The sequence below is a fragment of the Bifidobacterium olomucense genome, assembly GCF_012932375.1.
In the GTDB taxonomy this organism is placed as follows: domain Bacteria; phylum Actinomycetota; class Actinomycetes; order Actinomycetales; family Bifidobacteriaceae; genus Bifidobacterium; species Bifidobacterium olomucense.
Genome location: NZ_JAAIIG010000008.1, coordinates 77,777 through 93,398, shown reverse-complemented (window position 1 = coordinate 93,398; position 15,622 = coordinate 77,777). Strand labels below are relative to the sequence as shown.

7 protein-coding genes are annotated in these 15,622 nt (G+C 57.4%); 1 reads left to right on the top strand and 6 read right to left on the bottom strand.

Annotated features, from left to right (window positions below; all coding sequences use genetic code 11):
• Positions 1–14: 14 nt before the first annotated feature.
• The 6 genes from G1C97_RS09015 to G1C97_RS08990 form a co-directional block, all read right to left on the bottom strand.
• Positions 15–1,868, bottom strand: a complete 1,854-nt coding sequence (locus tag G1C97_RS09015; protein ID WP_100496820.1) for a ribonuclease J — start codon at positions 1,866–1,868, stop codon at positions 15–17.
• 69 nt (positions 1,869–1,937) lie between these two features.
• A complete protein-coding gene (dapA, locus tag G1C97_RS09010; protein ID WP_169241482.1) occupies positions 1,938–2,843 on the bottom strand; it encodes a 4-hydroxy-tetrahydrodipicolinate synthase in 906 nt (301 codons plus the stop codon).
• Positions 2,844–3,069: 226 nt separating this feature from the next.
• Positions 3,070–3,825 (bottom strand): 4-hydroxy-tetrahydrodipicolinate reductase, encoded by a 756-nt coding sequence (gene dapB, locus G1C97_RS09005; RefSeq protein WP_100496818.1) that lies wholly within the window; start codon positions 3,823–3,825, stop codon positions 3,070–3,072.
• Between the two features lie 306 nt (positions 3,826–4,131).
• The gene (locus tag G1C97_RS09000) at positions 4,132–5,394 is read right to left on the bottom strand and encodes an MFS transporter (protein WP_417852227.1); all 1,263 of its coding nucleotides are present in this window, start codon (positions 5,392–5,394) and stop codon (positions 4,132–4,134) included.
• A 321-nt stretch (positions 5,395–5,715) separates the two neighbouring features.
• On the bottom strand, positions 5,716–9,624 hold the full coding sequence (locus G1C97_RS08995; protein ID WP_169241481.1) for a UvrD-helicase domain-containing protein: 3,909 nt from the start codon (positions 9,622–9,624) through the stop codon (positions 5,716–5,718).
• Positions 9,621–14,054, bottom strand: coding sequence for a PD-(D/E)XK nuclease family protein (locus tag G1C97_RS08990; RefSeq protein ID WP_169241480.1), 4,434 nt, complete (start codon positions 14,052–14,054; stop codon positions 9,621–9,623). The genes G1C97_RS08995 and G1C97_RS08990 overlap by 4 nt, the downstream gene beginning before the upstream one ends.
• A gap of 130 nt (positions 14,055–14,184) precedes the next feature.
• Between G1C97_RS08990 and G1C97_RS08985 the strand changes: the two genes are divergently transcribed.
• Positions 14,185–15,603, top strand: a complete 1,419-nt coding sequence (locus G1C97_RS08985) for a serine/threonine-protein kinase (protein ID WP_169241479.1) — start codon at positions 14,185–14,187, stop codon at positions 15,601–15,603.
• The last annotated feature ends 19 nt before the right edge of the window (positions 15,604–15,622 follow it).

Here is a 15,622-nt window from a genome sequence, read left to right as displayed (position 1 = left end):
TGCGCAGCTGATTACTATTTGTTCGCCTCAGCATCGACGTCCTGCGCGATGTCGGCCACAACCGGCACGATCATCGGCTTGCGATGCAACTGACGAGCGACCCAGCTGCCCAGCGTGCGGCGCACGATCTGCTGCAGCTTGTACGTGTCCCTCGTGCCCTGCATCATCTGGTCGTTGAGCTGTTCGACGATCTGGTGACGAACCTTATCGAATTCGCTTTCGTCCTCGGCCACGGCGTTCAGGTAGATCTTCGGACCGGTGACCACTTCACGGTTGTCGGTGTCGACCACCACAAAGGCGGAGACGAAGCCTTCAGTACCCAGAATGCGACGCTTCTCCAGCTCTTCGTCGGTCAGCTCACCCACGGAATCGCCGTCAACATACACATAGCCGCACGGCACGGAGCCGACGACCGCAGCCTTGCCGTGATAGAGGTCCACCACGTCGCCGTCTTCGGCAAGCACCACATTCTGCGGGTCCACACCGGTCTTGACGGCGATCAGGCCGTTGGCCACCAGATGACGGTTCTCGCCGTGGATCGGCATGGCGCACTTCGGCTTGACGATGTTGTACATGTACAGCAGTTCGCCTTCATTGCAGTGGCCGGACACGTGGACGGCCGCATTGTCGCGGTTGACCACCTTGGCACCGAGCTGTACGAGCTTGTTGATGACCTTGTATACGCCGTGCTCGTTGCCGGGAATCAGGGAGCTGGCCAGAATCACCGTATCGAACTCGTTGATCTTGATATCGCGGTGGTTGCCGTCGGCGATGCGTCCCAAGGCGGCCATCGGCTCACCCTGCGAACCGGTGCACATGTAGACGAGTTTGTCGTCCTGAATGTCGTTGGCCTGCTTCAGGTCCACAACGGTACCTTCGGGGATATGCAGGTATCCCAGATCAGCGGCTATGGACATGTTGCGCACCATCGAACGGCCGACGAACACCACTTTGCGGCCATACTTGTGGGCCGCGTCCACCACCTGCTGCACACGATGCACATGGCTGGAGAAGCTTGCCACGATAATCTTGCGGGTCGCTTGGGCGAATGCCTGATCAAGAGCCGGACCGATGGAGGTCTCCGGCTTGACGAAGCCAGGCACCTCGGCGTTGGTGGAGTCCATCATCAACAGGTCCACACCCTTTTCGCCGATCTTACCGAATTCCACCAGATCGGTGATGCGGTGGTCCAGCGGCAGCTGGTCAAGCTTGATGTCGCCGGTATCGATCAGAGATCCGGCCGGAGTCTTGACATAGACGGCCAAAGCATCCGGAATGGAATGGGTCACGTTGACAAATTCCAGATCGAACGGTCCGACCTTGAGCCGGTCACGCCCGGTAACCTCGACCTTGGTGGGGTTGATGCGATGCTCTTTGCACTTGGCATCCACGAACGCCAGCGTAAGCTTGGAGCCGATCAGCGGAATGTCCGGACGCAGCTTGAGCAGGTACGGCACACCGCCGATATGGTCTTCGTGACCGTGGGTCAGGATGAGCGCATCGACCTTGTCCAGACGGTTCTTGATATACCCGAAATCAGGCAGGATGAGATCCACGCCAGGCTGCTCTTCCTCAGGGAAAAGCACACCGCAATCGATAAGCAGCAGGTGACCGTTGTATTCGATCACGTTCATATTGCGGCCGATTTCACCCAGACCACCAAGCGGCGTAATGCGCATGGAGCCCTTGCGGTACTTCGGTGGCGCGATTAACACGTCATCCTGCTGAGGGGCGGTGGCCCGCTGCGGGGTGTTGATCTTACGCGATGGCGTGCGGTTGTTCGCGCCGGAATTGCGTCCGCGGCCCGTGCCGCGACGACGAGAGTTCGAGTTCTTGGATGCTTTGTTATTCTTCTGTTCTGTTGCCATAACTTCTTGAGATCGTTGTTCTGTAGTTGTCTCCGCTCTGTCATGCGAAGACGGAGGACGGCAACCCGTTTACAGCAGTCCAGATGCGCGCATGCCTTCTTCGGTCTTATCAAGCTGAACGGCATCGGGACCGATGTTCGGCAAACGCATTTCGGTAGAGTCGATTACGCCCTTGATTTTCAGCGCCGCTTTGGCCATGACGGCCTGATAGCCATCTCCATTCAGCGCGTGGACAAGAGGGGCGAGCTGGTTGGCGAGACGACGTGCGGTGGTGATGTCACCACGATCGAACGCCTGGACAAGCTGCTGCATGGGGTTGGAGGCGACGTGGGCAATCACTGAGATGATGCCGACGGCACCGATGGAGAGGAACGGCAGGAACAGACCGTCATCGCCCGAATACCAAGCGAGACCAGTACGCTGCTGCTTCTCCACAGCGGCCGCAAGATCGCCGGTGGCGTCCTTGACGGCCTTGACGTGTTCAAGTTCGGCAAGACGGTCATAGGTTTCGACCTTGACCTTCAAGCCGGTACGGCCGGGGACATCGTACACGATGATCGGCTTTTCGGCGGATGCATCGACAGCCTTGTAATGGCCGACAATGCCGTTCTGCGAGGGGCGGGAGTAATAAGGCATGACCACGAGCACCGCATCGGCACCCGCTTCTTGGGTTTGCTCGACCATACGCACCGTATGGGCGGTGTCGTTGGAGCCGGCACCGGAAATCACCGGGACATCGACGACTTCCTTGACGGCTCTTACCAGATCGACCTTCTCGTCCATGTGGGTGACGGGCGATTCACCGGTGGTGCCATTGACCACAAGACCATCGGCACCGTCCGCGACAAGATACTTGGCGAGCTTCTGTGCGGCTTCGAAATCGACGGAACCGTCGGCTTTCATCGGGGTGACCATGGCCGGCAGAATACGACCGAAAGGCGCCGGATCAAGAAGGTGGATATCATGCTCGCTCATAGTGCTCACCGTACTTCCCGTTGTGGACTCTTTGTTGTTCTTGTCCTTGCATCATCCGCATAGATCTCGCGGATGTAGTGCAGGTCTGCACATACCGTCCGCGTATGTGCAATATGCTGGCTTATGAGGTAGTGAAATTAGTGTTGATTGGATATTGGTTCCTGTTTGATTGCGGTGCCGTTGTGATGTCGATGGCCGCAATGATTCACAGCGGATCCGCTGTGAATCACAAGTCCAGGAAGTGATCGAGACCCACAGTCACTCCGGTAGGAGCGTCGCCGGCCAACTTGCGTACCGCAAGCAGCACACCAGGCATGAAGCTGGTCCGATCGAAGCTGTCCGCACGAATGGTCAGTTGCTCCCCGGCGTTGCCGAACAGCACCTCCTCATGAGCGTTGAGACCACGCAGACGGACTGCGTGCACATGAATGCCGTCAATGACCTGACCGCGGGAACCGCCGTCAGTTTCAGTGGCGTCCGGCACCGGGGACATGCCGGCGGACTTGCGTGCTTCGGCGATACCGCGAGCGGTATGAATCGCAGTGCCGGAAGGGGCATCAACCTTGGTGGGGTGATGCAGCTCGATGACTTCGGCGGATTCGAAGTACTTGGCTGCCTTTACGGCAAAGTAATCGGCAAGCACCGCGGAGATGGCGAAATTCGGGGCGATGAACACCTTCTGGGCATCTGGCTTCGGACCCTGTGCGATGGCTTCCTTGACTTGGGCAAGCTTCTCGTCGGTCCAACCGGTGGTGCCCACCACCACGTCCACGCCCTGACCGATCAGGGTGAGTACGTTGTTGAGGCTCACGCTCGGCACGGTGAACTCCACCACGACATCGGTATTGTCGGGGGTGATCTGAGTCAGATCATCGCCGGCGTCCAGTGCGAGGGCCAATTGCGTGTCCGAGGCGTTGTTCACCGCTTCGACCACATGCGAGCCCATACGTCCCTTGGCCCCAACTACGGAAACCTTGATCATGCTCTTCCCCTTGCTTTCTGGTGTCACCACCGCCACAGCTCACACCGGGCGCTTTATCCTGTCTTCAATCTGCTTCTGCGTGGTGGTACTCCTTGCGCATTTGGCATGCGCAAGGAGTACCACCACGCCGTCGAATCGGCAAACAGATTACCACCTGAGCCAAGGCAAACCAATAGAATGTCCATGAACACAAGGATGAGTCCGAACACAGGTTTCATGATGGATTCAACACCGGGCGCGCAAGACTCCCGGGACGCTCCTAGGACGCTCCTAGGACATCATAAGGCAGCGTTGATGCTGCCCAGTTCAGGCTCGTCGCCGGGCAAGCCACCAACCCGCCAAAGCGATCGGTACCGTGGCCAAGGTAAACAGAAATGGCAGCATCATGCCGATATGAGGATCATATGCATCCAGCACAACGCCTGCCACCGATGAGCCGATCGAAGTGCCGACCGTGCCAGCGGTGGTCACCCAGCTCAATCCCTCGGTCAGCGACTCGGCCGGCACGAGATCCTTGACGATGAGGTTACCGGTGGCGAATAGCGGAGAAACGGTCAGACCGGCCAGAATCTCCACGATCCCCAGCAGGATGAGATTATCCATGGTCAGGCGGAAGAACACATATCCCACAGTCAGCAAGGACAGGAACATCACCATATGCGCCCAATGGGAGCCTTTGAGCTGTCGGGAACCGAACATCAGTGCTCCGGCGCACGAGCCTACGGCGAACATGGCGAGCTGCACACCCAAGAATGGTTCCAATCCCACGGATTTCATCGTTGCGGTGATGGAGACGTCGAAGGAAGTGAAACTCATGTTGAACACTACGAACACCGCCAATAACGGCAACACCCCGGCATAGAGCAGCACGCTTCTGGCTTTGGGAGCCCGTGTTTTCAGCTGACGCAAGGTGAGCTGGTCCGCGTGATCCCGCGCCGAACCCGCACCGCTATCGCCGTCGTTGACATCGCGGGTCTCGCAGACGTTGCGCCCAGCAGCTTGACCGTCGTCACACAGTTCGGGACTCGACGGCACGTCGATCTCCTGTACGAGGAGGTTCGGCTGCGTGGACTTCAAGGAAAAGAACACCGTACCGCCGATGCCGCATGCCACAGTAGGCACGAACAGCTGAGAGACCGGGTGTACCGACGTAGCGAGCCAAGCGGCCATAATCGGCCCCAGAATAAATACGATTTCATCAATCGCCGCTTCCATGGCATAGGCGGTATTCAGCAAAGTATCGCCATTCTCCACATTGCGCAGCGCATACGCCCAGCGGGTTCTCACCAAAGCCCCGAAGGAGAACTGCGTGAGGCCCATGATGATGGCAAGAACGAAGAGAACCGCCAGCGGAACCCGTACCAGAGCCGCAATCGCGAACGACAGCATTGCCGCAATCTGCACGGCGAGCGCCAGCCGACCGACACGGGCTTGTCCGAATCGATCGAACGCCCTCGCATAGAACGGCGTAACGCAAGACATGGCGAGCACATATGCGGCGCTCATAGTCCCGGCCACTGTCCAATTGTCGTACAGGTGGTTCAATGCCAGCACGATGCCGAGGCTCATCATGGAAATCGGCAGACGGGCTACGGCGCCTGAAATGCAGAACGCTTTCGTTCCGGGCAATGCGAACAGACGTGCATATGGCGACTGGGGCGACTGGATGGGGTACGACTTGGCACCGACACGAGTCGTAGGCACTCTTTTACTCCTTACTGATTATTCGTCCGGCACGTGCGCCCGCCCACACGTACCTTCCGAGGGTAGCGGTCTCTGAGCAACGTCACGCGGTGCGTTTCTCCCACGGACAGATGCGCGAACATTGCGACATATGACAGTCGAACTGCTCGTATGTGCGCCGGCACCTTGTCATAGGCGTTTCATGGCCTAGTCGTTGTCGGATTGTTCAGAGATTCCGGAGCTCAACTCGGTAAGGATTTCCTGTTTGGTTTTGGCGCGGGCTTTAAGCTCGCGCAAGTCTTCCTGAGACTCACTGACATAGTAGAGGGTAGCGTCGATACTCTCCAACGCCGCACCTTCCACCACAGCGAGCAACAGCCTATACATGTCAAGCTGGGCGAGTTTACGCGCCACATCCTGTGGTTGCGTGGGTCTTTGCCCGGTTTTCCAATCGACAATGGTGAATCGTTTGGATGAATCCCGTGGATCCAATCCCCCCGCAAACACCGCATCCAGTTTGCCGTTGACAATACCAATGCCTGGCACGTCCACCACGATGGCGCGCTCCAGCCAGACCGGGGTACGCCGAGCCCAGCGGGATGCGGCAAGCCGCTTCTGCCACTGCAACAGCTCGCCTTCATCCATCGCAACAGCCTCTCTGGTGCCCCTTTCATCGATGCTTCCCGCACCGATGAACCGCTGAGCCCACTCATGGAATCGTGTGCCCGCTTCCGCTGCCGGGGATGAGATACGCGGAACCGGGCGAACGATGCTTCTCCAATACATGCGTTCTTCCCGCTCCCCCATGCCGCCGACTCGCGCCTGCAACCCGGTAACATTCTGCCGTCCTGCAGACAACACACGTTGGGCTTTTGCTTTTACCATCTCATCCAACGCCTGCCCTTGCAATGGTCCGGTCATCAGATCCCCATCGCTGACCAATATCTGCGCTCGCTGCAGCAATGGCCCAGCCGGCTGGTGGCACTCCAGCTCCCCCTGGCTCTCTTGCACGTGCCCACCAATGGCGGCGGCACCCTTGCCGGCAGCGATATGGCCGGCAGCGATACGGTCGGCTTGTTCTATCTGTTGCCGCACGGCACCGATGCCACGATCAAGCCGTTCAACGATGGATGCGCTCAGGGTAGCCGGCCAGGGTAACGACTCGGCCTTATCCTGTTGAGCGATTGGCGTGCTCCATGCCGCGCCTATCACGGCGTTGCAGTACACGGAAGCCCGCTCCCCTATGAAGAATCCCTCGGGAGCCTCAATCGGCTCGTCTTGCTTGGAGACGAGAGCCACCTTATCTCCCAGCTGCTCCACGCATTGACGAGCCGTGACCACATGGTCGTGCGAGATCAGAGCGTCATGTACTTCAAGCCAGAAATTGGAAGCCTGGGCAGCACGCGCTCCCTTAGGCACTGCAGAAGGATCGCGGCCATATTCCCCCGCATAGGCGCTATAGGTCAGCATGGCGTCCGATCGGGCACGGGTGAGCGCGACATACATAAGTCGCCGTTCATCGGCATGGAGTCTGCGACCGTATTCCTCCGTCTGCGTCAGATACCAACCAGAAGCATCAACCTCGTCTACACCATCGCCGAACTGACGCATGGAACCGAAGGCCTCATCATCAATGAGTTCCACATCATCCAGCGTCTCCAATGCCTCCATTGGAGACATCGCGACATCCGCATCATGGGGGAATCTTGGAAGAATTGCCGCATCTGCACGTACGGGTACCGGTACCGCGGTGGGGTCGGTCAGCCACGAATCGGCGACGTCCCGATACTGAGGCGCCACCCATCGTCCATGTTCCAGACCACCGGGATGCCGCTCATCCAGCTCTACTTTAAGATGATCGCCCTGATTGCTTGGGAAACCTCCTGCAGTCAACCCCACCACGGCAACGGCATCCCATTCCAACCCTTTGGATTGATGTACCGTCATCAATTCCACATCCACCGACGTATCGGGAAGATTGGCCGCCTCATCCTCCACGGAAGACAATTGATCGACCCATGCCATGAATCCCCGCAACGTAGGCGTCTGATCGATTGCGATCTCTCTCGTATAGGTATCGACCAAATCCACGATGGCATGCATGGGCATACGAGCCACCGTGGGATTGGCGTGACGTCGAGGGTCATGCAGCGCCTCAGCCACCACGGTGTCAATATCCAGATCCAATGCTTCGACACCGACACGAATCACATCGTTCAACGGCCGGCCGATGGCACCATGGACATGACGCAGCGCCTTGGCCATATGCGACACCGCAGACCGACCCCACTCGCTCAAGGGTTTGATCAGCAATTCGATATCCGTACGCAACAACACATCCGGCAGGAACACCGCATTCGCCACCTGATCGCGATGCTCCCGAACCACAGTTGCCCATTGTTCCTGAGGGGCATCCGCTGAGGCCAGTCCCGCTTGTACCAACGCTCTAAACCGTTGTTCGGTATTGCACTGTTCGGCAACACGTGCCAACAGTGTCAGATCATCCGCGCTGACGGCAAATCTTGGTGTGGCCAGCAGTCTCATCAACGATCCGGAATCCGTGTGGTCCGACGCCACATGCAGCAGTGCCATCAGATCACGAATCTCAGGTCGTTCAAGCAATGCGGAATATCCGACTACGAACGTGGTCAATCCAGCCTGCTCCAACGCTTCCTGATATTGGGGCATACGAGACTTGGACCGGAACAGTACCGCGACCGACGCCTTCCCACCGTCATCAGCCTCCTTGCCATCGCGCGCACGATATTGGCGAATCGCCTGTTTACAGAATCGCACCACCGCATCCATCTCTTGGCCGGCGGTAGCAAATCCCAGTACGCCGAGCGTACCTTCTGGTGCATTCGGCATAGGGTCGAGCGAAGAGACACCCACCTCTCGCATCAGCGAGCTGGAAGGCCGTGCCGGATGGGAACGCAATGGCAACGTCAGATCATTGGCTGCCTCAAGCACGATGCGGCTATTGCGTCTCGTCACCGACAAGGGGAACGGCTTGGAGTCCGGATCCATATGAAAATCCCGCTGAAACATGCGGAATGCGCCAGGACTCGCTCCTCGCCATGCATAGATGGACTGGAACGGATCGCCCACAGCATTGACGGCGGACCGTCCATCCTTTGTATGGAACAGCGATGCAAGCAATGCAGCCTGTGTGGTGGAAGTATCTTGGTATTCGTCAAGCAGCACATGAGTGTACCGGCGTCGTATTCGTTTGCCGATTGACGGGAAACGGCTGATCAGTTGGAATGCCGCAATAGTGAAATCGGAAAATTCCGCCATATTCCGTTCACGCTTGGCTTGTGCGTACGCTTCGACCAGCTGCAAGAGAATATCTCGTTTGCGTACGGTCTGCAGCAGTTCGCCACAATGGTATGCACAACGTGCATGCAATGCTGCAGCACGATCATCGAGCTTGGCCTGCCAGCTGGCATCCGTGTCTTTCTTGAGACGTTTGATCTTGGGGATCGTCGGTTCGGCATCAGGCACGGTCTCATGCTCCAGCACGGTTTCGATGCGCTTGGCAAATGCCGTATCCCATTGCCGCACCAGATCGACAGCTTGCGCAAAGCTGACGCAGTCGCCTCCAATCATGGCGCTTCCAATGGCGTCAGACAAGGTCAACACGTATCCGGCCAAGTGCGAGAATGATCCGAAATCCTCTTGAAACACCAAATCCATATGCGCGTCGATGACTTCGGTGGCAAGTTGAAGTGCTCCGGCTTGGCTGAGTGGCTGCGTCTGCTGGTCAAAGCCCACCAATAAGCCATATTGGCGCACAATGGTCTGGAAGAAGGCGTCATAGGTGAAAATCGCAGGTTTGAGAAACGCTCGGTCCGAAATTATGGCTGATGCGTCTGCGCTATCCGTTTCCCCCGCTACCGCCGAAGAAACTCGTTCCAGCAATTCTCCGGCCGCCTTGCGCGTGAAGGTCAGCCCAAGGATGCGTTCCGGTGCCACACCGCGGTGAATAAGCGCGATGATACGCTGTGTCATGGTAAAGGTTTTTCCGGAACCAGCACCGGCAACCACCAGAACATCCGAATCGGCTGGTGCATTGATGATGGACGCCTGCTCCGGGCTCGGGACAAATGTGCTCATGCCTGCCTCGTTTCAAATACAGTGCTGATCTGCCCAGCACACGCAGGGCATACATCTTTCATACGGCATACCTCAATATGGGTGGATTGCGGATGCGCGGTAAGTTCAGACGACCTGATGGCCGCAGCCGCATACATGACACGGGCGATCATGGTCAATGCCCACAGTGTCTGCGTACCCGCGAAAGCGGTGAATTGCTGCCAAGCCTGCACAGGCACCCCACAAGGCGGTTGGTTGACGTTCAGCATTGGCATATCCAAGAAGCGTTCAAGTTTCTGATAGTTCTGCCGTGCTGTGAACGGCGTCTCGTTCAACGCTCCGTCAACGAACAGAGGAGGTTGGAAAGCGCCTTCCGGCGCATAGCTGTGCGCCGGCGCAGCATGTTGACCAACATGGAATAGTGCACTTTGCGCAATAGTGGGTGTCTGATCCAGTCGATCGGCCTTACGGATATCGCCATCGATGACCTCAGGAAAAGCAAGACCAAGCTGGTAGCACACCAACTGCAGATCATTGAAAATTCGCTTTACGGACGGCACTTTGCCTGTTTTGTAGTCAATCAGGCGAATACGCTCGCTTCCATCGGCAAGAACACGATGCTCCATGCGATCGATACGGCCGGACAGACGCACGATAAGCCCCTCATCCATGCCTTCAGGCCAGCCACCGACCAACGCCCCCATCATGCGCATCAGAGTGGAACGGTCAATCGGCCGAACACCGGACAACGCATTATAGGCGGCTGCTATTTCATGCCACCCAAATCGTGCGGTGAATTCACGTTCACATTCGACCTTGGCCAGCCGTCCGATAGCAAAATTCTTGGCGTTCTTTCCCAAATATGCCTCTGGATCAGCATCACTACGCACAAAGTAATCGGCGATAGCGCCAAGAGCGGCCTGCGCCGATTCATCTTTGCGGGTCGCCGCATACCTGTTGCCGGTATCCGCAATGGAGGAAGGATCAGGCCTTCTGCCCTGATATATGGTCAACAAGCGCTGATGGACCGCTTCAATACGTTGATCTATTGATGCAGTGGCATCTAATCCCAAGTCCTCAAGCCGATCGGCGTGGCAGGAGAGCAAATCCAAGCCCTCCTCACTGCCTTGCTGCGCCACAGCATGAATCACAGTGCCAAAACCGGTGGCCACCGAGCTCATACGCGGACCGGCGAAACGGTTCTCCAACATCCAGCACACCGGGCATGCCCATAAGCCATCAACCGCGGAAGGCGAAAGCGTTACCACGAGCGACGGAACCGACTGCGCTGCGGTATCCGGCCCCGATGAAGTCCGCGCCATCGCTGTTCGCGCCATTGGAGTCTGCGCTGCTGCGGAAGGAGCCGACGAACAACGTTCCTCCGAAGACCGACCGTGTTGTCGACAGTGCTCTGTCCCATCCGTCCCATCTCTATGGCACACGTCTTCTGCCTGATGCGCATCATCGCCACCGTGATGCCGTATAGATTGTTGTTGCGTAAACGCCCAATTGGCGGGATCCGCTGATTCCACTCCATGTACGGCAAGTAATGCCAAAGCCTGAGCGGCGTCCCGCGCAATGACCTCATCTGGCTCATGCGTCGCCATTACGGTACGCGCCGCCGCCACCAATCCTCTGGGATCAGCATCCAATCCCGCGTAATCCGGATATGCGTCATCAGAGGAATCACCTACGGCAGCGAATTGCGCCTGCTGTCGATTTCTTGGGAAGTATTCCGGCATATATCCGAAGAGGAAATCCGAGGGACTTAAGTCATCGTTCCATACGGCGCTGATCGCGATTTGCTCGGCACGGGTCAACGCAACCAGAAAACCTTTTTTCTCCGCAGACATCACAGCCGTGAACTGCGGATCCTGATTCATGCCGGAACCACCCACGGCATTGTGTGATATCGCTTGCGGCCCCCTCAACACCAGTTCGGCAAGGTCTTCCCCGCCGAACATGGTATTGCGACCGGCAAGATTCGGCCACACATCCTGTTGCACCTGAGGTATCCAGGCATAACGCCAATGTCTGCCTGCTGCGCCGGCGGGCGTAGTCAGCATTACGGCATCTTCCACCGGGCCCACATGCGCCAGTGAATCAGCCTGTACCTCCATGCCACGCACTTGCGCCATGAATTCCTCCAGGTCACGGCTCGCGGCGGCATCTTCGGCAAATTGGAACAACCGCATGGCAGCGTCTAAACGATCATTCGCCGTACGTCCATCTTCGGTATTCAGCAGCGCCGTTCGTTGCCATACAGATGCAAGTCCCGCAGCCTCCCATGCCGCGGACAAAGCGTAGCGCGGCTGTGATCGCTGTTCCACCGGCAAACGACGCAAGGCGTTCGATACCTTGCTCACCATGGCCCATAGGTTAGCGAACGCCCGCGCCTGTGGATCTTCGCCAAGCACCGCATGCACGGCTTCCACTACCGACCGAGCCGGGGCCGACGGTAGATCCAACCCCAGCATCACATACAACGCATCAGCACCAAAAGACAACTCGGATCCGTCGTCTTGCTGTGCGATGTCGAGGGTCTCGATCACCGGTGAACCAGCATCAGACACCCCACTACTTGTTTCACAACCTGTTTCACACAGTGTTTCACAGCCTGTTTCACAAGCATGGCTGCGTATCGAATCACATATGGACTCCCATGATGAGAGCAACGAACTGAGAAACGCGCTATCTTGGGCAATCGGCGCTAAAGACTCCAACGCATTCATCGCCGAATCCACCGGAGCGATGCGCCCGGGAACTCCCCTTCCCGGAGCGTCTCCGGTAGTTATCAGCGGTCCACCCATTAGCGCTCTCACGCGCGAATGCACATAAGAGGCACAGTCAGCGGGTTTCATGCGAATCGACTGGGTCTTATCAATGCGTAACTGCGCAAGTTCCAGTACCGCGAACAACCCCTGTACCAGACTCTCATCCTTGAGGGGCCGAGTAATCGACGAATAGCGCACAGGTACGCCATCGCGGCGTAACCGTTCACCATAGCGACGGACGGTCGCATTGTCATGCGCAATGATCACCATGTCATTCCACTTGACGTCATGGTCCAGATGCGAGCGCTTCATGCGCCATACCACGTCATCAAGTTCCTCGCGCGCGGAACGGTAAAGCCTCGCGAACAATGTGCCATCATGTAAGCCAGGCTCACACGTTTTATTCAAGACATCGGTGATCTTGCCTGACCTTAAGGCAGGCGGCAACGGCTCGTCTTCCGGAGAAGGAATTGACAGGGAAACACGGCTGGCGACCAATCGCACCATACTGATAGGGTCGCTTATAGGGCTTACGGTCTGGGTATTCGCAAGTTGTTGCGCACCTTCATGCCGCGCCAGAGGTTCTTCAATCGCTCCAAGACTTCCCCGCACCGCACGCCGCATCAGATATTCGGGATACGAGCCACGGAACGATTGCACCGACTCATCCGGGTTACCGACCAACACCAGTTTGACACCTGCTGCGCCAAGGACCTCAAGAAAACGCATACCCGCCAGTGTTGTATCTTGTACATCATCCACCACCAGCAATCGCGGGATGCTCATTGATTCCAGTTGAGCGGACATGTCAGTCCCTGAAGCATCGACCTTGCCCGTCTGCCGCCAGAGTGCCATAGCCTCACGCACCGCATGCATCCCAGCCACCAACAGGTATGACGCATCCAAACGATACTGCCCCGGATATGCCTGACGCTGAGCGACGATATATTCCTTGCGCAAGGCAAAAGCCAGTTTCCATTGCACCGTCAGCCGAGGCTCCGCAATCGCCCGGCGCAACAGTCGATCTTCTTCATCCGGACCGACGCCAAGCTCATCTAATCTCGCGAGCATATCGCGCAATTGCCCGATGAAAGCATCTGAAATGCCGCGCGTGAACACCTCTACGCTGGAAGATCCACCGACCACCGGCACCGAATCGTTGGACTCGCGAAGGTTTGGCGAGTCCATCGTGCGGAATGCATCTCCACCGGAATCGAAACGTATCACATGCGCCCAATCATCCTGAGCGAAGTATTCACGCAACAAATCGCAAGTATTACAGTCATCGCCCAAAGCTGCATGTTTCAGATGCACCGCCATCACCGTTCTCAGCAGTGCATCCTGCTCGGCTCCATTCAGCAAACGGGGAGCGACCAGTCCTTGAACAGCCCGCAAAGCGGATACCACGCGGAATGCCATAGCGCCCAAAGTACCGACCGGACGCGTCTCTTGCGAGAATCCCAACCGGTGAATTACCTCATTGCTCAAAGATTCCGCAGCCACACGTCCCGGTACGGCCATCGCCGCCCCAGCTCCACCGTAGCGGCGTAAAGCCTCTACCAGCAGCGCCACGGCAAATCCCGTCTTGCCGCTTCCCGGCGCGCCTATGATCAGCCTCGTCACACCATCGCGATCGAGGCCGTTCATAATCTCATGAGGGTCAAGTCTGTTCGTCATGGCTCAAGCGTAACCCCCGGCATAGGAGGGCGGTAAAATTTTACCGCCCTCCTATGCCGGACTGTATTCTTAGCGGTATCCTGTTGCGCAAGCGCGAAGAGCGCATTCATCAATGAAGAAGGAGGGGACCATGACCGGCATACCGATGAGGCCGCCGAAAATACCGGGATATGATTTCGTCCAGTTGCTTGGCAGTGGAGCCACCGCCACCGTATATCTATACAACCAACGCATGCCGGTTCGTCCCGTAGCGGTAAAGGTAAGCGCCAAGACATTGGATCCACGCGCAGCGGCATTGTTCAACCGCGAAGCGAATTTCATGGCCAAGCTTTCCTCGCATCCCTATATCCTGCCCGTATACGGCGCTGGCGTCACTTCGGACGGGCATGGATACATTATTATCGAATATGCTCCGGGCGGCACCTATAACAGCGTGATGAAAGCCCGGTCCATGACCTGCGATCAGGTACTTGATCTGGGAATCAAACTGTCAAGCGCGCTGTTCACTGCGCATCGGGCCAATATCATTCATCACGATATCAAGCCCAGCAATATTCTCATCACCGCGCAAGGCTTGCCGGTATTGGCGGATTTCGGTATCTCCACCGATGTCTACGACCGCACTGAGACCGGTTTCTCCCCGCCATGGGCACCGCCTGAGGTCCTCCAGCATCTGACCAACGGATCGGAGGCCGCCGACATTTATTCTCTTGCGGCCACACTGTACGCCATGTTCGTAGGATATTCGCCATTCCAGCATGAATATCATCCGCATACCCAATCGGAGCTCATCTCACTGATCATCAACCAGCCGCTGCCTCGCCTGAACCGTCCGGACGTGCCAGCGGACGTGGAATCGGTGTTGCGCCGGGCACTGAACAAGAATCCAGACCAACGCTACTATTCCGCGCTGGAGTTCGCACGAGCCATGCAACGCGTGCAATTCGCGAACTTCGGCCATGCCACACCGGTGACGGTGGAAGGCATGCCACCCTACCCCAAAGACATTGAAAGACCCCGTAACGGCAATGCACCAACTGTTCGCAGCACCGTCCAGAACCGGGCATGGATTAAGCCAGCGGCCATAGCAACGGCAGTAGCGGCTGCGATAGTTGCGGTGGCATTGGTATTCGTCTATGGCGTACTCCCCCGGCTGGATAGCACTTCCGGGGCCGAGACCAAACAATTGGCCGGTGCCGGCACCCAAGATAACGACAACACCCTCAATCAGCAGGACGACACCGTTACCGGCACAGACGATGCCACGGTTCCCAGCCCTGAGCATCTGACCGGCACGTACGCCGCAGACGGCTCATCCGTGACCTTCACCTGGACGAACCCAGATCAGCAGCAGGGCGATTCCTACGCTTGGGCCTTGGTGCAAGGAGACGGTGCAGATCAAAGCACTCAGACCACAACCACATCCGACACCACTGTGACCGTTGACCCGCAAGATGGTCAACAGACATGCATACAGGTATCCATCGTGCGCAAGAACCATCAAATGTCCGCAACGCCGACAATCGGGTGTGCCGCCAAGCCACAATAAGGTACACCTCACCTACGTT

Bases quoted from the DNA above. Each gene is read 5' to 3' on its own strand.
- G1C97_RS09015 (WP_100496820.1), bottom strand. From the start codon at position 1,868: ATGGCAACAGAACAGAAGAATAACAAAGCATCCAAGAACTCGAACTCT.
- dapA (WP_169241482.1), bottom strand. From the start codon at position 2,843: ATGAGCGAGCATGATATCCACCTTCTTGATCCGGCGCCTTTCGGTCGT.
- dapB (WP_100496818.1), bottom strand. From the start codon at position 3,825: ATGATCAAGGTTTCCGTAGTTGGGGCCAAGGGACGTATGGGCTCGCAT.
- G1C97_RS09000 (WP_417852227.1), bottom strand. From the start codon at position 5,394: ATGAGCCTCGGCATCGTGCTGGCATTGAACCACCTGTACGACAATTGG.
- G1C97_RS08995 (WP_169241481.1), bottom strand. From the start codon at position 9,624: ATGAGCACATTTGTCCCGAGCCCGGAGCAGGCGTCCATCATCAATGCA.
- G1C97_RS08990 (WP_169241480.1), bottom strand. From the start codon at position 14,054: ATGACGAACAGACTTGACCCTCATGAGATTATGAACGGCCTCGATCGC.
- G1C97_RS08985 (WP_169241479.1), top strand. From the start codon at position 14,185: ATGACCGGCATACCGATGAGGCCGCCGAAAATACCGGGATATGATTTC.